Source organism: Pseudomonas sp. Z4-20, assembly GCF_051131955.1.
GTDB classification, from domain to species: domain Bacteria; phylum Pseudomonadota; class Gammaproteobacteria; order Pseudomonadales; family Pseudomonadaceae; genus Aquipseudomonas; species Aquipseudomonas marvdashtae.
The window spans coordinates 298,649-316,225 of record NZ_CP071641.1 but is presented as its reverse complement, the minus strand read 5'-3'; the positions used below and the strand labels follow the sequence as shown (position 1 = coordinate 316,225).

General features: G+C 60.7%; 14 protein-coding genes. 5 read left to right on the top strand and 9 right to left on the bottom strand.

Annotated features, from left to right (window positions below):
* Positions 1-73: 73 nt before the first annotated feature.
* From J3P82_RS01515 to J3P82_RS01505, 3 genes are all read left to right on the top strand, one after another.
* Entirely contained in the window at positions 74-562 is a 489-nt protein-coding gene (locus J3P82_RS01515) for a CesT family type III secretion system chaperone (RefSeq protein ID WP_434560154.1), read from the top strand.
* Positions 563-577: 15 nt separating this feature from the next.
* Complete coding sequence (locus tag J3P82_RS01510; RefSeq protein WP_434560152.1) at positions 578-2,701, top strand: type III effector; 2,124 nt, start codon at positions 578-580, stop codon at positions 2,699-2,701.
* A gap of 365 nt (positions 2,702-3,066) precedes the next feature.
* Complete coding sequence (locus tag J3P82_RS01505) at positions 3,067-5,472, top strand: penicillin acylase family protein (RefSeq protein WP_434560150.1); 2,406 nt, start codon at positions 3,067-3,069, stop codon at positions 5,470-5,472.
* A gap of 96 nt (positions 5,473-5,568) precedes the next feature.
* Here J3P82_RS01505 and J3P82_RS01500 read toward each other — a convergent pair whose 3' ends face one another.
* From J3P82_RS01500 to J3P82_RS01465, 8 genes are all read right to left on the bottom strand, one after another.
* A complete protein-coding gene (locus tag J3P82_RS01500; RefSeq protein ID WP_434560148.1) occupies positions 5,569-6,456 on the bottom strand; it encodes an ABC transporter permease subunit in 888 nt (295 codons plus the stop codon).
* Complete coding sequence (locus J3P82_RS01495) at positions 6,453-7,373, bottom strand: ABC transporter permease subunit (RefSeq protein ID WP_434560146.1); 921 nt, start codon at positions 7,371-7,373, stop codon at positions 6,453-6,455. The genes J3P82_RS01500 and J3P82_RS01495 overlap by 4 nt, the downstream gene beginning before the upstream one ends.
* A complete protein-coding gene (locus J3P82_RS01490; RefSeq protein WP_434560144.1) occupies positions 7,370-8,512 on the bottom strand; it encodes an ABC transporter ATP-binding protein in 1,143 nt (380 codons plus the stop codon). The genes J3P82_RS01495 and J3P82_RS01490 overlap by 4 nt, the downstream gene beginning before the upstream one ends.
* 59 nt (positions 8,513-8,571) lie before the next feature.
* Positions 8,572-9,669 carry a polyamine ABC transporter substrate-binding protein gene (locus tag J3P82_RS01485; RefSeq protein WP_434560142.1) on the bottom strand — a complete coding sequence of 366 codons (1,098 nt, stop codon included), beginning with the start codon at positions 9,667-9,669 and terminating at the stop codon, positions 8,572-8,574.
* A gap of 184 nt (positions 9,670-9,853) precedes the next feature.
* Entirely contained in the window at positions 9,854-10,951 is a 1,098-nt protein-coding gene (locus J3P82_RS01480) for a polyamine ABC transporter substrate-binding protein (RefSeq protein WP_434563664.1), read from the bottom strand.
* A 178-nt stretch (positions 10,952-11,129) separates the two neighbouring features.
* Entirely contained in the window at positions 11,130-12,494 is a 1,365-nt protein-coding gene (locus tag J3P82_RS01475; protein WP_434560140.1) for an aspartate aminotransferase family protein, read from the bottom strand.
* A gap of 57 nt (positions 12,495-12,551) precedes the next feature.
* Positions 12,552-13,910 carry a glutamine synthetase family protein gene (locus tag J3P82_RS01470; protein WP_434560138.1) on the bottom strand — a complete coding sequence of 453 codons (1,359 nt, stop codon included), beginning with the start codon at positions 13,908-13,910 and terminating at the stop codon, positions 12,552-12,554.
* Between the two features lie 40 nt (positions 13,911-13,950).
* Positions 13,951-14,727 (bottom strand): gamma-glutamyl-gamma-aminobutyrate hydrolase family protein, encoded by a 777-nt coding sequence (locus tag J3P82_RS01465; protein ID WP_434560136.1) that lies wholly within the window; start codon positions 14,725-14,727, stop codon positions 13,951-13,953.
* A 278-nt stretch (positions 14,728-15,005) separates the two neighbouring features.
* Between J3P82_RS01465 and J3P82_RS01460 the strand changes: the two genes are divergently transcribed.
* Both J3P82_RS01460 and J3P82_RS01455 read left to right on the top strand, forming a co-directional pair.
* Complete coding sequence (locus tag J3P82_RS01460; protein ID WP_434560134.1) at positions 15,006-16,382, top strand: glutamine synthetase family protein; 1,377 nt, start codon at positions 15,006-15,008, stop codon at positions 16,380-16,382.
* Between the two features lie 242 nt (positions 16,383-16,624).
* The gene (locus J3P82_RS01455) at positions 16,625-17,257 is read left to right on the top strand and encodes a TetR/AcrR family transcriptional regulator (protein WP_434560132.1); all 633 of its coding nucleotides are present in this window, start codon (positions 16,625-16,627) and stop codon (positions 17,255-17,257) included.
* 75 nt (positions 17,258-17,332) lie between these two features.
* Here J3P82_RS01455 and J3P82_RS01450 read toward each other — a convergent pair whose 3' ends face one another.
* Positions 17,333-17,548, bottom strand: a complete 216-nt coding sequence (locus J3P82_RS01450; protein WP_003177394.1) for a TOBE domain-containing protein — start codon at positions 17,546-17,548, stop codon at positions 17,333-17,335.
* Between the last annotated feature and the right edge of the window lie 29 nt (positions 17,549-17,577).

Genomic DNA, 17,577 nt, shown 5'->3' with positions numbered 1-17,577 from the left:
GAAATGACGCTGCGGTCACTCATCAGGGGCAGCAGGCACTCGTCGGTGCCTGGATGACAATGCGAGGTCAATCATGGCGTCACCCACCTATTGCAAGCTGATCGATCAGCTGTGCGAACTCACGATGATTCCTGTCCCGTCGGCGTTCTACGAAGAGGCGAACCTGTCGGTCAAGGATGTGGATTTTTCCCTCAAGCACACGCCTGGCGTGGGCGAGGGAGATGTTTTTATCTACTGCGGCTTCGGACCGTTGCCCGTGGCGAATCGCGAAGCGGTCCTGCAACGGCTGCTGGAAACCAACCTGTATTTGCTGAGCGGGGCGTTCTGCCCATCGCTGTCGTACAACCACGACAGCAAACAGGTCGTCCTGATCGGCCACGTCCCCCTGGACGGCCTCACGGCCGAGCGCCTGCTCGGGCTGATGGGCGGTGCCGCCGACATGGCACTGATCTGGCGCGATGGCTACTTCTTCGACGGTACTCGCCCAAACGAAGCCGCCAAGCCCACCCAGCACAAACCCACCCCGCGTAGCACAGGGCTCAACAACGCCCTGTCGATCTAGGAAGGAGAACACGACATGCCAGCAGCATCAGTAGGCGGAACCTCGGGTTCGGCGCCATTACCCCCGCAACAGGACGATCGGATCTTGCCGGTGAGAACCAGCCTGTCCGAGCAGGTTCGCCCCTCCACCACGTCGTTGGTGCCCTACCATTTCGCCGGCGACGCCAGCGAGGCGACGGCGAAAAAATTCACTTCCATGCAGAGCCGCCTGACTGCGGATATCAAAAATCTCGGCAAAATGAACCCCGAGAGCGACCCTATCGGCTTCGCGCGGGCGCACATGGCGCTGGAAGGCAAGGCATTGGAATACGCGCCAGGCACCAGCTACCAAGAGGTGCGCAAGCATCTGGCCGGCCTGGGCGGCGCGACCCACCCGATGCTCTCGGGACAGGAAGAAACCGAGGCATTCGCCAAGGACTTCAATCAGTACCTGGGCATGAGCAAGGCCGCCAGGAACGAAAGCGGTGGTTTCGCAGCCGTCTGGGACAAACATTGCGGGCGCGTGGGTAACACCCTCGGCGCCTACCACTCGTTGTGTCAGGAGGTCATCGACAGCACCCCGGAGGGAGATGGCCTGAAGTCATTGCAAAGCAGTCACGCCGCCTTCCGCAATTATGCCAAAGGCGTCATGCAAGCCATGGCACAAGACATGCCCCAGCGCTTGGATGACTTCCTCGCAAGCCGGATCGAGCATGCCCAACAAGCCGCGAGCAACCAGGACCTTTCCGAGGCCGAACGCACTCAGGCGAGCGCCGAACTGACCCAGTTGAACAAGGTCAAGGAAGAGCTTGGCGAGTTCGTGGAAAAAGAGGACGACAACCCTAGCGCACTGGCCACGGCGACGAAGAAGAACGAGGTGCTGGACACCGCGCTGAAGAACGTCGCACGCCAGGATTATGTGGCCGAACTCAAGACCCACAGTGGTTTCGTGACGGGCCTGGCCGTATTCGCCGATGCGGGAATCCCCCAGGGTTTCGCCTCTGCCGGACACTTCGGTGCAAGCACTGCGGCGATCGATGAGAAGATGGCGGATCGGCCTTTTGGCGAACATGTGGCGGCAACTTCAGCGGTCCTTGGCGGCGCACATAAGGTGATCAGCGACGGCCTTCGCCCGTTCGTCCAGATCCTCGTCGACAAGACCATCGGCAGGGGGTTGGAAAAAGTCGATCCGCTGGCGGTGTACCCCAAGGCCCTGCAAGACATCACCGTGAACGGCCGCCGAGTCGCCAACCCACAGTTCGAAACCCTCGACGCGACACAAAGCGAAAAGCGCGCCGATTTCAAACTCAAACAGAACGCCAACAACTTCGGGACCATGAGTGGCGACTTCACCGGCTACCTGGCCTTCGGTGCCGCCCACGCGGTACGCGACACGCTGGACCTGTTCACCTCCATCAACGCGTCAGGGATCGCTGCCCGCAGCGCCGCTTCGGCGGTGGGCGGCACCTTCATGGCGGGCGGCCAGGCAGTGGCCAAATATGCCCAGACCCATGGCGATGAGCAGATCCCCACCTATCGCGTCACCAAGGAGAACCGCGAGTGGAAGGAGCTCCTGCCCAAGGCATTCTCCGAAGCGACAGGCAAACTCAACCCGTTCAACCTGGCCAACATCAGCGATGTTGCCGCCCGGATCATTGGCGCGGGCGAAGGGATAGCCATGCGCACAGCGGTGGGAGACGCGGCCGCGGTGGGCGAAGATCCGGAGGTGAGGGAGAAAATGGAACAGATCATCGCAACCTTCTTCTCTTCCGGCCTGACGCTGATGCCATTCTTTCCCAACAGCGTGACGGCACCGCTCGAAGGCAAGGCATTGGGCGACGGCAAGGATGACCTGACCAAGCGAGGCAACGTAGCACTCCAGAACACCTTCCATCCAAATCGGGAAACACTGCCGCACACCCAGTCCGAAGGCGCGCGGCTCGCCATCGAGAACGCCTATCACGTGTCCCGAGGCTTCAGCCAGATCATCCCGCAAACGTCTGTCACCGCACTTAACCTGAGCGCCGATTGGGTTAAAAGCGTAGCCACGAGGCCTAAAAATGCTCCCGCTGGCGACAACATAGAACTGGCCGAACGCGGCGAAGCGCCACCCCTGGGCGGACCGTCCAACGAACAAACGCCCACCCCCCGACCAACCTGAGAAAGCCGCCGGAGCATCATCGATGGTCCGGCATCCCTCCCTCCACGCTGGCCGCAGGAAGTTCCTGCGCCAGCCCTTGCGACACGCTCCGACACACTTCACTTGGCAGCTCGACCGCGACCCGTGGCGAGGAGAGTTTGCTCCCGCTGGGCTGCGCAGCAGTTCCAAAAGCCAGGCACCATGGTTATTCAGTGATATCGCATTGACCGGTTTACGACTGCTGCGCAGCCGAGCGGGAGCAAGCTCCCTCGCCACGGGAATGGGTTTGCCTGGGAAAAATCCTTCCGAGGAACGATGCGCCAGGAAGCGCTCGCGTGTTAAACAGGGGATCAACGGGACCGCTGCCACTCGCCTAAGGAATGACCATGAAACGCACCCTCATCGCCTTCCTGTCACTGGTCGTCACCGCCGTGATCGTCGCGGGCGGCTACCTCTACAGCAAGCAGCCCACCCGCCAGGGCACGGTGCAAGTGCAAGGGCTACAGGGCTCGGTGACGGTGCGCTACGACGAACGCGGCGTGCCGCACATCCGCGCCGAGAACGAAACTGATCTGTATCGCGCCCTCGGTTATGTCCATGCCCAGGACCGGCTGTTCCAGATGGAGATCATGCGCCGCCTCGCCCGCGGTGAACTGGCGGAAATCCTCGGGCCGAAGCTGCTCGACACCGACAAGCTGATGCGCAGCCTGCGCATTCGTGAGCGCGCCGCCAGCTACGTTGCCGAGCAGGATCGCCAGTCCCCGGCGTGGATCGCCACACAGGCGTACCTGGACGGCATCAACACTTATCAGCAAACCCATGCCCGGCCGCTGGAGTTCGATGTACTGGGCATTCCCAAGCGTCCGTTCACCGCTGAAGATACCGCCAGCATCGTCGGCTATATGGCGTACAGTTTTGCCGCCGCCTTTCGCACCGAACCCTTGCTGACCTATGTGCGCGACGAGCTTGGTGCCGATTACCTGAGCATCTTCGACCTCGACTGGCAGTCCCAGGGCGTTTTGCCGCAGAGTCCCGCAAGCGCTCCGTCACTGACCGCCACCGATTGGAAAGGCCTCAATGCCCTGGCGCGGCTGAGCGAGCAAGCCTTGGCCGATAACGGCCTGCCGCAGTTCGAGGGGAGCAACGCCTGGGCGGTTTCCGGCAGTCGCACCCACAGCGGCAAACCCCTGCTGGCGGGTGACCCGCACATTCGCTTTTCCGCGCCGTCGGTGTGGTACGAGGCGCACTTGTCGGCGCCAGGTTTCGAGCTCTACGGCCAATACCAGGCGCTGGTGCCCTTTGCAACGCTGGGCATGAACAAGGATTTCGGCTGGAGCATCACCATGTTCCAGAACGACGACCTGGACTTGATCGCCGAGAAGACCAACCCGGACAACCCTGAACAAGTCTGGTACCGCGACAAATGGGTGGACATGACCCGTAGCGAACAGCAGGTCGCGGTCAAGGGCCAGGCCCCCGTAACCCTGGTGCTGCGCCAATCGCCCCATGGGCCGATCGTCAACGACGCCCTCGGCGCCAACGCCGGCAAGACCCCGGTCGCCATGTGGTGGGGGTTCCTGGAGAGTCGCAACCCGATCCTCGAAGCTTTCTACCAGCTCAACCGCGCCGACACCCTCGCCAAGGCCCGCGGCGCATCGGCCAAGATCCATGCCCCGGGGCTGAATGTGGTCTGGGCCAACGCCAAGGGCGATATCGGCTGGTGGGCCGCGGCGCAATTGCCTAAGCGGCCGGACGGCGTGAAGCCCGGTTTCATCCTCGACGGCAGCGCTGCTGAAGCGGAAAAAGAAGGTCTCTATCCTTTCAGCAGCAACCCCCAGGAAGAAAATCCGGCCCGGGGCTACGTTCTCTCGGCGAATTTCCAGCCGGTGCCGGCCAGCGGGATCGAAATTCCCGGCTACTACAATCTTCCCGACCGCGGCCAGCAGCTCGACCAGCAGTTGAGCGACAAGCAGGCCAAGTGGGACCTCCAGACCACCCAGAAGCTGCAATTGGGCACCACCACCGCTTATGGCCCGCGCCTGCTTGCACCCTTGTTGCCGATACTGCGCGAAGCGGTCAGCGACCCGCAGGAGCGCAAATGGGTCGAGCAACTGGCCCAGTGGAAGGGTGACTATCCACTGGATTCGGTCAGCGCCACGCTGTTCAACCAAATGCTGTTCGACCTGGCCGACACCGCCCTGCGCGATGAACTAGGGGATGGCTTTTTCGAGACGGCGCTGTCGACCCGCGTGATTGACGCCGCGCTTCCACGCCTGGCCGCCGCCAAGGACTCGCCATGGTGGGATGATCGCTCGACACTGGGCACCGAAACCCGTGCGGATACGGTGATCAGAGCCTGGAACAAAACCGTGGTGCACTTGAAAGCCACCCTGGGCCAGGATGCCAGCCAATGGCAGTGGGGCAAGGCCCACACCCTGACCCACGGACATCCATTGGGCCAGCAAAAACCGCTGGACCGGATCTTCAATGTCGGCCCGTTCGCGGCGCCCGGCACCCATGAAGTACCCAACAATCTCTCGGCGAAGATTGGCCCAGCGCCCTGGCCAGTGACCTACGGCCCCTCCACCCGACGCATCATCGACTTTGCCGACCCGACCCACAGCCTCACCATCAACCCTGTCGGCCAGAGCGGCGTGCCGTTCGACAAGCACTACGAGGACCAGGCCGAAGCCTACATCGAGGGCTTGTATCACCAGGCGCACCTGGCCGAGGAAGAAGTCACGGCCAATAGCCGCAGCACCTTGAAACTGCTACCCGCCAGGGCGGAGTGAATCTTTTGGCCATCAACCGCCCATGATGCGCTGAAGAAGTGAACGAACAGACCACTGCGGGAGCAAGCCTGCTCCCACCGTGGGTCGTGCGTCGGGTTAGACCGAAGCGGTCTCGGGGCGGCGTACCTGCGGTTGTTTCCAGGAATCGGCGGCACTTTCCTCGATGGCTTGCTGGATCGCCCGCTTGCGGTTTTCTTCGGCGCGACGGCTGAAGTACCAAACCAGGAAGGTCACCAGGGACACTGCCAACAGGATCAGGCTCGCCACGGCGTTGATCTCCGGCTTGACCCCCAGGCGTACCGCCGAGAACACTTCCATCGGCAAGGTCGTCGAGCCAGGGCCGGAAACGAAGCTTGCCAGCACCAGGTCGTCGAGGGACAAGGCGAACGACATCATGCCGCCCGCCGCCAGCGACGGCGCGATCATCGGGATGGTGATCACGAAGAACACCTTCCACGGCCGCGCCCCGAGGTCCATCGCCGCTTCTTCGATGGACAGGTCCAACTCACGCAAGCGCGCCGAGACCACCACCGCCACATACGCCGCGCAGAAGGTCGTGTGGGCGATCCAGATCGTGACGATGCCACGTTCCTGGGGCCAGCCGATCATTTGCGCCATCGCCACGAACAGCAGCAACAGCGAGAGGCCGGTGATCACTTCCGGCATTACCAGCGGCGCGGTGACCAGGCCACCGAACAGCGTGCGCCCCTTGAAGTGGGTGATGCGGGTCAGCACGAAGGCCGCCAGCGTACCGAGGGCCACCGCGGCAATCGCCGTGTAGCAGGCGATTTCCAGCGAGCGCATCACCGAGCCCATCAGCTGGCTGTTGTCCAGCAGGCCGACGTACCACTTGACCGACCAGCCGCCCCACACCGTCACCAGTTTCGAGGCGTTGAACGAGTAGATCACCAGGATCAGCATCGGCGCGTAGATGAACAGCAAACCCAGCACCAGCATCAGGCTTGAAAAACGGAAGCGCTTCATTCCTTGCCCTCCATTTCTTTGGCCTGGCTACGGTTGAACAAGATGATCGGCACGATCAGGATCGCCAGCATCACCACCGCCAGGGCGGATGCCACCGGCCAGTCACGGTTGTTGAAGAATTCCTGCCACAGCACTTTACCGATCATCAGGGTTTCCGGGCCGCCCAGCAGTTCCGGGATCACGAACTCGCCCACCACGGGGATGAACACCAGCATGCAGCCTGCGACGATGCCGTTCTTGGACAGCGGCACGGTGATTTTCCAGAAGCTGTTGAAGGTGCTCGAGCCCAGGTCGGAGGCGGCCTCCAGCAGACTTTGGTCGTGTTTGACCAGGTTGGCGTACAGCGGCAGGATCATGAAGGGCAAGTAGGAATAGACGACGCCTATGTACACCGCCAGGTTGGTGTTGAGGATTTGCAGCGGTTCGCTGATCCAGCCCATGCTCATCAAAAAGCCATTGAGCAAACCGTTGTTGCTGAGGATGCCCATCCACGCGTAGACGCGGATCAGGATCGCGGTCCAGGTCGGCATCATGATCAGCAACACCAACACCGTCTGCATCTCTTTACGGGCGTTGGCGATGGCGTAGGCCATCGGGTAGCCGATCAACAGGCACAGCACCGTGCTGATCAGGGCCATTTTCAGCGAGCCGAGGTAGGCAGCGATGTACAGCTCGTCCTCGCTGAGCATCACGTAATTGCCGAGGTTGAGCAGCACTTGCAGCTTCTGGTCGATGTAGCTATAGATCTCGGTGTACGGCGGGATGGCGACATCGGCTTCGGCGAAACTGATCTTCAATACGATGAAGAACGGCAACATGAAGAACAGGAACAGCCAGATGAAGGGCACCCCGATGACCAATTGACGGCCACCGGGCGTTATTCGGGCGAGTCGGCGTTTGAGTTTGCGCATGTTCATGAGCGAAGCACCACGCCGCTGTCGTCTTCCCACCAGACGAACACCTGGTCGCCCCAGGTCGGACGCTGGCCGCGACGCTCGGCGTTGGCCACGAATGACTGCACCAGCTTGCCGCTTGGCAATTCAACGTAGAACACCGAGTGGCCGCCCAGGTAGGCAATGTCATGGACCTTGCCGCTGGACCAATTGTGCTCACAGGTCGGCTGCTCGGAGGTAACGAGCAGTTTCTCCGGGCGAATGGCATAGGTCACGGCCTTGTCCTGCACGGAGGTGCTGATGCCGTGGCCGACGTAGATGTTGCGGTCCAGGTCCTTGCAGGCCAGCACCGCGTGGCCCTCGGCGTCCTCCACCACTTCGGTCTCGAAGATGTTGACGTTGCCGATGAACTCGCAGACCAGCCGGCTGGTCGGGGTCTCGTAGATGTCGATCGGGCTGCCGATCTGGGCGATCCAGCCCAGGTGCATGATCGCGATGCGCTCGGCCATGGTCATGGCTTCTTCCTGGTCGTGGGTCACCATGACGCAGGTCACGCCCACGCGCTCGATGATCTCCACCAGCTCAAGCTGCATTTGCGAGCGCAGCTTCTTGTCCAGGGCGCCCATCGGCTCGTCGAGCAGTAGAAGTTTCGGTCGTTTGGCCAAGGAACGGGCCAGGGCCACGCGCTGGCGTTGGCCACCGGAGAGCTGGTGCGGCTTGCGCTTGGCGTACTGGCTCATCTGCACCAGCTTGAGCATTTCGGCCACGCGGGCGTCGATCTCGGATTTCGAGATCTTGTCCTGTTGCAAACCGAAGGCGATGTTCTGCGCCACCGTCATGTGGGGAAACAAGGCGTAGGACTGGAACATCATGTTGATCGGCCGCTCATAGGGCGGCATGTCGGTGATGTCCACGCCATCGAGGAAAATCCGCCCCTCCGTGGGCCGCTCGAAACCTGCCAGCATGCGCAGCAAGGTGGATTTGCCCGATCCCGAACCGCCGAGCAAGGCAAAGATCTCGCCCTTCTTGATTTCCAGGGACACGTCGTCCACGGCAATCGTCTCGTCGAACTTCTTCGTGACCCGGTCGATCTTGACCAACACCTGCTTGGGTGTCTGGTCGCCCTCGAGGGCTTTCTTATAGGCGCCGGAGGCAACTGCCATTTACGAAACTCCCACAAAATTTGCAGCTCGCCCCACGCGGACGAACAAGAATGTTGACGTTATTTACCCGACTTGACCTTGGTCCAGCTGCGGGTCATGAGTCGTTGGATCTTGGGCGGCAACTCGGAGTTGACGTAGAGCTTGTCGACGACCGCTTGCGGTGGATAGACCGCCTCGTCGGTGCGTACTTCCTGGTCCATCAGTTCGCCGGCCTTGGGGTTCGGGTTGGCGTAACCGACGTAGTCGCTGACCTGGGCGATAACCTCGGGCTTGAGCAGGTAGTTGATGAACGCGTGGGCCTCCTTGACGTTGCTGGCATCGCGCGGGATTGCCAGCATGTCGAACCAGAGGTTGCCGCCTTCCTTGGGAATCACGTAGGCGATATCGACGCCCTTGCCGGCCTCGCTGGCCCGTTCGCGGGCCTGGAAAATATCGCCGGAGAAGCCGGCGGCCACGCAGATCTCGCCGTTGGCCAGATCGGAGATGTACTTGGAAGAGTTGAAATAGGTCACGTAAGGGCGAATCTTGAGCAGCTGGGCCTCGGCCTTCTTGTAGTCATCAGGGTTCTGGCTGTTGGGATCCAGGCCCAGGTAGTTGAGCATCGCCGGGATCATCTCATCAGCCGAATCAAGGAACGAAACGCCGCAGCTGGACAGTTTCTTGATGTTTTCCGGCTCGAACAGCATGGCCCACGAATCGATTTTATCGACGCCCAGGACTGCCTTGATCTTCTCGACGTTATAGCCGATGCCGTTGGTGCCCCACAGGTAAGGAACGGCGTACTGGTTGCCCGGGTCGTTCTTGTCCAGGCGCTTGAGCAGCGCAGGGTCGAGGTTGGCATAGTTGGGCAACTGCGCCTTGTCGAGCTTCTGGAACGCCCCGGCCTTGATCTGCTTGCCGAGGAAGTGGTTGGACGGCACCACCACGTCGTAACCGGTACGACCGGCCAGCAACTTGCCTTCCAGGGTTTCGTTGGAATCGAACACGTCGTAGACCGGCTTGATCCCGGAGGCTTTCTCGAAGTCCGCCAGGGTGGATTCGCCGATGTAGTCCGACCAGTTATAAATATGCACGGTAGAAGCGGCCTGGACACTGACGGCGAGCGTCAGGCCGGCACTGACCAGCAAGGCGTTGCGTAACAAAGAAAAAACAGGCACGTGGAGGTCCTCTTTAATAGTTGGGCCCAAGTTGCCCCCGTTACCGGGCAACGATGTGCCCTGCAACAAAACCGGCGCGCAACTTACCCTCGATAAACCGATCCAGCAAAACTTTTAGTTATTTAATTGCGCCTGTTGCCGCCGTCGCGGTGACCGCGGCAACAGGAGACTGCTTCAAGCCGGCTTATTTACCGGATTTGATTTTGGTCCAGCTGCGGGTCAGGAGCCGCTGGGTCGCGGCCGGCAGATCGCTGATGGCGTACAGCTTGGCCTTCACCTCGTCCGATGGATAAATGCTCGGGTCACCGGAGATTTCCTTGTCCACCAACGCGGTGGCGGCCTTGTTGCCGTTGGGGAAACGCACGTTATCGGTGATCTCCGCCATGATTTCCGGCTGCATGATGAAGTTCATCCACTTATAAGCGGCCTCGACGTTTTCGGCATCCTTGGGAATGGCGACCATGTCGTAGAACGAACCGGCACCTTCCTTGGGAATGGTGTAGGCCACTTTCACCTTGCCACCCGCTTCGGCAGCACGGCTCTTGGATTGTTCGATATCACCCGAATAGCCCACGGCTACGCAGATGTTGCCGTTGGCCAGGTCCGAAATGTACTTGGAGGAGTGGAAGTAACCGATCGATGGACGCAGCTTGAGGAACAGCGCTTCGGCCTCGGCCAGTTGCTTCTTGTCCTGGCTGTCGGTCGGGTAGCCCAGGTAATGCAGCGCCACCGGAATCATTTCGGTCGGCGAATCGAGGAAACTCACGCCGCAGCTCTTGAGCTTGGCGATGTTCTCGGGCTTGAGCAGGGTGTCCCAGGAGTCGATCTTGTCGACGCCCAATGCAGCCTTGACCTTCTCCGGGTTGTAACCGATGCCGATGGTGCCCCACATGTAGGGGAAGGCATGCTTGTTGCCTTGGTCGCTGGCATCGCCAACGGCCTTGAGCAGGTCGGTGTCCAGGTTCTTCCAGTTGGGCAGCTTGGACTTGTCCAGCTCCTGGTAGACGCCGGCCTTGATCTGCTTGGCCAGGAAATTGTTCGACGGCACCACGACGTCATAGCCGGACTTGCCCGCCAGCAGCTTGGCCTCGAGCGTCTCGTTGCTGTCGAAGACGTCGTAGACGACCTTGATCCCCGTCTCCTTCTCGAACTTGGCGACCGTGTCTGGCGCAATGTAGTCGGACCAGTTGTAGACGTGCAGCACTTTGTCGTCCGCCTGGACGGCGCCCGCCATCACGCCCGCCAGGGACATGGCGAGGAGGGTCTTGCCAGCTATCTTCATACCTAATGCCTTCATGAAAAAATGCTCCAGTTATTCTTCTTAGCCACAGTTCAGTAGCCGGCTCGGGCAACTTGAACAGGCGGTAGTCTGGCAAGTTACAGGGCAGGCTTTCAACAACAGCCCCGCCTTTTATTCACCGGGCGAGGCCCATGCCGGCACCTCGCTCACAGCCTAGCATTTAGCTCTGCAACGCACTGAGCGTCAGGTCCAGGCATTGCCGTGCCTTGGCCACCAGCTCATCGATCTCGGCCTTGCTGATCACCAGCGGCGGAGCAATGATCATGGTGTCACCCACCGCGCGCATGATCAGCCCATTATCGAAGCAGAACTGCCGGCAGATCATGCCCACGCCCTTGCCTTCGTAGCGTTTGCGCGTGGCCTTGTCCTGGACCAGTTCGATCGCCCCCAGCAAACCGACACCGCGCACTTCACCCACCAGCGGATGATCGTTCAGTTCCCGCAGGCGTTGCTGCAAATAGGGTGCCGTTTCGCCGTGGACACGCTCGATGATCTTCTCGTCGCGCAAAATGCGGATGTTTTCCAGGGCCACTGCGGCGGCTACCGGGTGACCGGAGTAGGTAAACCCGTGATTGAAGTCACCGCCTTCGTTGAGCACCGCGACCACATCGTCGCGCACGATCAGGCCGCCCATGGGGATATAGCCAGAGGTCAGGCCCTTGGCAATGGTCATCATGTGCGGTTTCAACCCGTAATAGTCGGTACCGAACCACTCACCCGTGCGGCCAAAACCGCAGATGACCTCATCGGCGACGAACAGGATGTCGTACTTGGCGAGGATTTCTTTCATGCGCGGCCAGTAGCTATCCGGCGGCACGATCACACCGCCTGCGCCCTGGATCGGCTCGGCAATAAAGGCGCCGACGTTGTCGACGCCGATTTCGAGGATTTTTTCTTCCAGTTGATTGGCCGCCCAGAGACCGAACTCTTCGGGGCTCATGTCGCCGCCTTCGCCGAACCAGTAGGGTTGGGCAATGTGGACGATGCCCGGGATCGGCAAGTCGCCCTGCTCGTGCATATAGGTCATGCCGCCCAGGCTCGCGCCGGCCACGGTCGAGCCGTGATAGCCATTCTTGCGGCTGATGATGACTTTCTTGTTCGGCTGGCCCTTGATCGCCCAGTAGTGGCGGACCATGCGCAACATGGTGTCGTTGCCTTCGGAGCCGGAACCGGTGAAGAACACGTGGTTCATGCCTTCCGGGGCGATGTCGGCGATGGCCTTCGACAGTTCCAGCACCGGCGGGTGGGCGGTCTGGAAAAACAGGTTGTAGTACGGCAGCTCGCGCATTTGTTGACTGGCGGCGTCCGCCAGCTCATCGCGACCGTAGCCGACGGCCACGCACCAGAGCCCGGCCATGCCGTCGAGAATCTTGTTGCCTTCACTGTCCCAGAGGTACACGCCCTTGGCGTGAGTAATGATGCGCGGGCCTTTCTCTTTGAGCTGCTTGAAGTCGCTGAAGGGTGCCAGGTGGTGATCGCTGCTCAGGGCCTGCCATTCACGGGTTTGCGGATTGTTGCGGGTCATGCGAATTCTCCTTTTATTCCATTGGGGGCGGGGCCCATGGCAGCCCCGCCCGGCGCATCAGACGGCAAAGAGCAGGAATTCCCGCTCCCACGAACTGATGACGCGCTTGAAGTTTTCATGCTCGGCCCGCTTGACCGCGACGTAGCCCGTGATGAATTTCTTGCCCAGGTACTTCTCGATGGTGGAGCTGTTTTCCATGCGCTCCAAGGCATCTTCGATGGTCAGCGGCAAACGCAGGTTCCGGCGTTCATAGCCACGGCCGATTACCGGCGCACTCGGATCGATGCCCTCGACCATGCCGATGTAGCCGCACAGCAGGCTCGCGGCAATCGCCAGGTACGGATTGGCGTCGGCGCCCGGCAAGCGGTTTTCCACACGGCGGTTCTGCGGGCCGGCATCCGGCACGCGAAGGCCCACGGTGCGGTTTTCTTCGCCCCATTCGACGTTCACCGGCGCCGAGGTGTCGGGCAGGAAACGGCGGAACGAGTTGACGTTGGGGGCGAACAGCGGCAGCAGCTCGGGGATGAATTTCTGCAGGCCACCGATGTGGTGCAGGAACAATTCACTCATGGTCCCGTCTTCGTTGGAGAAGACGTTCTTGCCGGTTTCCTTGTCGATGATGCTCTGGTGCAAGTGCATCGCACTGCCCGGCTCGCCGGTCATGGGCTTGGCCATGAAGGTGGCGGCCACGTCGTGCTTGAGCGCCGCCTCGCGCATGGTGCGCTTGAACACCAGGATCTGGTCGGCCAAGGACAGGGCGTCGCCGTGACGGAAGTTGATTTCCATCTGCGCGGTGCCGTCCTCATGGATCAGCGTATCGAGGTCCAGTTCCTGCAATTCGCACCAGTCATAGACGTCTTCGAACAGTGGGTCGAATTCGTTGGCGGCTTCGATGGAAAACGACTGGCGACCCGTTTCCGGCCGGCCGGAGCGGCCAATGGGCGGCTGCAGAGGAAAGTCGGGGTCGTCGCTGCGCTTGGTCAGGTAGAACTCCATTTCCGGCGCGACAATAGGCTGCCAGCCCTTGTCGGCGTAAAGCTTGAGCACCTTCTTGAGCACGTTGCGCGGCGACAGCTCGATGGGGTTGCCTTGCTTGTCATAGGAGTCGTGGATGACCTGGGCAGTGGGCTCGATGGCCCAGGGCACAAGGAACACGGCGTTCTCATCCGGGCGACAGATCATGTCGATATCGGCCGGGTCGAGCAGTTCGTAATAGATGTCGTCTTCGACATAGTCGCCCGTCACGGTCTGGAGCAGAACGCTCTCGGGCAGGCGCATGCCTTTCTCGGCAATGAACTTGTTGGTCGGCGAGATCTTGCCCCGGGTAATGCCGGTCAGGTCGCCAATCATGCATTCGACTTCTGTGATCTTGTGGTCTTTCAACCAATCGGTGAGCTGGTCGAGGTTGTTACTCATAAATGCCTCTAGGCGTGAGTTTCCTGGCTGCTATTAGTAGTCAGGCGTTGTTTGACGCATCGGCGTCGCGTTGTGTTGCCCTTGCTCGGCAGGCATCGCCAAATGCCTGGAAAATCGCAAGGTAGTACGCATTAGAGCCTACCGCCCATTCAGGATGCCATTGCACACCCAAAGCAAAAGTCTTGCCTTGTGCAACCGAGAGCGCCTCGATCAGGCCATCCGGCGCCAGTGCTTCGGCCCGCAGCCCCGGTGCCAGACGCTCGATGCCCTGGCTATGGATCGAGTTGACGTCGATCATCGGCGGCAAGCCCAGGCCCGCGAGAACGCCGCCGGGCTGGATGTGCACAGCATGGGCCGGACCATACTGGACCTCCACCGGCTGGGTGTCGTCTTCACGATGATCGATAAAGGTTCCGACTTCATGAACTTTCTGATGCAGGCTGCCGCCAAAGGCAACGTTCATTTCCTGGAAACCGCGGCAGATGCCGAGCACCGGAACGCCCGCATCGACAGCGGCACGGATCAGCGGCAAGGTGATGGCATCCCGTGCAGGATCATGAGCAGTGCCTGGCGCGCTGGCCGGGCCCTGATAGTGAAAAGGTTCTACATTGGAAGGGGAGCCGGTAAAAAGAATACCGTCCAGGGCGTCCAGAATATCGGACGGTGAAAACAGGTCTGCCATCGAGGGGATCAGCACGGGCAGGCCCTTGGCAGCTGTTGCCACGGCCCGGGCATATTTGTCGCCAGTGGTGTGATACGCATGCAAACCAATCTGCTTGGAACAGGTGGTGACGCCGATTAACGGCAGGCGAGACATGAAGCACCCCGGTATTATTGCTGTTATGGGTTTGAATCGAGCTTAGCCTTGTTCATTTTTTTACACAACACCCCCGTAAAAAATACAACACGGCACGCTCAAGCCTGCGGGCGGCAAGCCCGTTGCGGGGCAAAAAACGCCCCAAATTGCCCCAAAAAAGCCCTGCAGGTGCTTTTTTAGGGCAAAAAAGCCCCCGCTTGACTTCGGCATGCCGTTCGGGTTGACTGGGTTTCAAAGCAATCAATGATTGATATTTTTAACAACAAAGGTGTTGCATCATGTCGGTACCCCCGCGTGCCGTTCAGCTTAACGAAGCGAACGCGTTCCTTAAGGAACATCCTGAGGTTCTGTACGTTGACCTTCTGATTGCGGATATGAATGGTGTGGTGCGCGGTAAGCGCATCGAACGCACCAGCCTCCACAAGGTTTACGAGAAAGGCATCAACCTGCCGGCCTCTTTATTTGCCCTGGATATCAATGGCTCTACGGTGGAAAGCACCGGCCTGGGCCTGGACATCGGCGATGCCGACCGGATCTGTTATCCAATCCCTGACACCCTGTGCAACGAGCCTTGGCAGAAGCGCCCGACGGCGCAACTGTTGATGACCATGCACGAACTCGAAGGCGAACCTTTCTTCGCCGACCCGCGTGAAGTGCTGCGCCAGGTCGTGACCAAGTTCGATGAGATGGGCCTGACCATCTGCGCGGCGTTCGAGCTGGAGTTCTACCTGATCGACCAGGAGAACGTGAATGGCCGCCCGCAACCGCCTCGCTCGCCGATCTCCGGCAAACGCCCGCATTCGACCCAGGTCTACCTGATCGACGATCTCGACGAATACGTGGATTGCCTCCAGGACATCCTCGAAGGTGCCAAGGAGCAAGGCATTCCCGCCGACGCCATCGTCAAGGAAAGTGCCCCGGCGCAGTTCGAAGTGAACCTGCACCACGTCGCCGACCCGATCAAGGCCTGCGACTATGCGGTCCTGCTCAAACGCCTGATCAAGAACATCGCCTACGACCATGAAATGGACACCACCTTCATGGCCAAGCCGTATCCGGGCCAGGCGGGCAATGGTCTGCACGTTCACATCTCGATCCTGGACAAAGAGGGCAACAATATCTTTGCCAGCGAGGATCCCGAGCAGAACGCCGCGCTGCGTCACGCGATCGGCGGTGTGCTCGAGACCCTGCCCGCGCAGATGGCTTTCCTCTGCCCGAACGTCAACTCCTACCGTCGTTTCGGTGCTCAGTTCTATGTGCCGAACTCGCCGACCTGGGGCCTGGACAACCGCACCGTGGCCCTGCGCGTACCCACCGGTTCCTCCGATGCCGTGCGCCTGGAACACCGTGTCGCCGGCGCCGACGCCAACCCTTATCTGCTGATGGCGGCGGTATTGGCGGGCGTGCACCATGGCCTGGTCAACAAGATCGAGCCCGGCGCGCCGGTGGAAGGCAACAGCTACGAGCAGAACGAGCAAAGCCTGCCGAACAACTTGCGCGATGCCCTGCGTGAGCTGGACGACAGCGAAGTCATGGCCAAGTACATCGATCCGAAATACATCGATATCTTCGTGGCCTGCAAGGAAAGCGAGCTGGAGGAATTCGAACACTCCATCTCCGACCTTGAGTACAACTGGTACCTGCATACCGTGTAAGTGGTTGCAGTAAAAAAGAAAACGCCGCAGGCCTCCAGGGCCGCGGCGTTTTTTTTTCGCCGTTCCCGTGGCGAGGGAGCTTGCTCCCGCTGGGCTGCGCAGCGGCCCCGGCTTTTTGCGATTGCTGCGCAATCGAGCGGGAGCAAGCTCCCTCGCCACGGGAAATCCCATCCGACATGAAGCAGTTATGGACCCCGCGTTCGCTCTGCGTACAATGCCCGGCAGCCCCGCAGGAGACCTCCATGACGCGCATCGCCACCCCACGCAAACCTCGCGCCCGCAGCCAGGCCCGGATCGACTCGATTCTCGACGCCGCCCGTACGCTGCTCGCCGCCGAAGGCGTGGCCAGCCTGTCGATCTACAGCGTCGCCGAGCGCGCCGGGATCCCGCCCTCCTCCGTGTATCACTTTTTCGCCAGCGTCCCGGCCTTGCTCGAAGCCCTGACCGCCGATGTACACGCGGCCTTCCGCGCCTGCCTGCAAGCGCCAATCGACCATGCCGCGCTGAACCACTGGCACGACCTGTCGCGGCTGGTGGAGCAGCGGATGCTGATGATCTACAGCGACGACGCCGCCGCGCGGCAGTTGATCCTGGCCCAGCATGGCCTGGCCGAAATCACCCAGGCTGACCGTCAGCACGACCTCGAGCTGAGCGACTTGATGCATAAGCTTTTCGACCGCCACTTCGCATTGCCGGCCCTGCCCGGCGACGTCGATGTGTTTGCCCTGGCGATGGAACTGGGCGACCGCGTCTACGCCCGCTCGGTGCAGCAACACGGGCAGATCACCCCACGCATGGCAGAGGAAGGCATGCGCGTGTTCGATGCGTACCTGGGGCTGTATCTGCCACCGTATTTGCCCAAGCGTTCGAATTGATCGTTCCCACGCTCGCGTGGAAACGAAAAAGCCCCGAAGGGCTCACGCCGTCCGGGGCTGTGGGTGAGGCATCGCTTACAACTTGGCGATAGACACCTCGGTGGATTTCACAAACGCAATCACTTCGCTGCCAATCGCCAGTTCCAACTCCTTGACCGAGCGGGTGGTGATGACTGAGGTCACGATGCCGGAAGCGGTCTGCACGTCGATTTCCGACAACACGTCGCCTTCGACGATTTCCTTGATGGTGCCTTTGAACTGGTTGCGTACGTTGATGGCCTTGATAGTCATGGTCTTTCTCCTAGGGTCGAAATGAGCTG

Excerpts from the sequence above, each read along its gene's own strand:
- J3P82_RS01450 (WP_003177394.1), bottom strand. The coding sequence starts at position 17,548 with ATGACTATCAAGGCCATCAACGTACGCAACCAGTTCAAAGGCACCATC.
- J3P82_RS01505 (WP_434560150.1), top strand. The coding sequence starts at position 3,067 with ATGAAACGCACCCTCATCGCCTTCCTGTCACTGGTCGTCACCGCCGTG.
- J3P82_RS01515 (WP_434560154.1), top strand. The coding sequence starts at position 74 with ATGGCGTCACCCACCTATTGCAAGCTGATCGATCAGCTGTGCGAACTC.
- J3P82_RS01480 (WP_434563664.1), bottom strand. The coding sequence starts at position 10,951 with ATGAAGATAGCTGGCAAGACCCTCCTCGCCATGTCCCTGGCGGGCGTG.
- J3P82_RS01495 (WP_434560146.1), bottom strand. The coding sequence starts at position 7,373 with ATGAACATGCGCAAACTCAAACGCCGACTCGCCCGAATAACGCCCGGT.
- J3P82_RS01500 (WP_434560148.1), bottom strand. The coding sequence starts at position 6,456 with ATGAAGCGCTTCCGTTTTTCAAGCCTGATGCTGGTGCTGGGTTTGCTG.
- J3P82_RS01490 (WP_434560144.1), bottom strand. The coding sequence starts at position 8,512 with ATGGCAGTTGCCTCCGGCGCCTATAAGAAAGCCCTCGAGGGCGACCAG.
- J3P82_RS01460 (WP_434560134.1), top strand. The coding sequence starts at position 15,006 with ATGTCGGTACCCCCGCGTGCCGTTCAGCTTAACGAAGCGAACGCGTTC.
- J3P82_RS01455 (WP_434560132.1), top strand. The coding sequence starts at position 16,625 with ATGACGCGCATCGCCACCCCACGCAAACCTCGCGCCCGCAGCCAGGCC.
- J3P82_RS01470 (WP_434560138.1), bottom strand. The coding sequence starts at position 13,910 with ATGAGTAACAACCTCGACCAGCTCACCGATTGGTTGAAAGACCACAAG.
- J3P82_RS01465 (WP_434560136.1), bottom strand. The coding sequence starts at position 14,727 with ATGTCTCGCCTGCCGTTAATCGGCGTCACCACCTGTTCCAAGCAGATT.
- J3P82_RS01510 (WP_434560152.1), top strand. The coding sequence starts at position 578 with ATGCCAGCAGCATCAGTAGGCGGAACCTCGGGTTCGGCGCCATTACCC.
- J3P82_RS01475 (WP_434560140.1), bottom strand. The coding sequence starts at position 12,494 with ATGACCCGCAACAATCCGCAAACCCGTGAATGGCAGGCCCTGAGCAGC.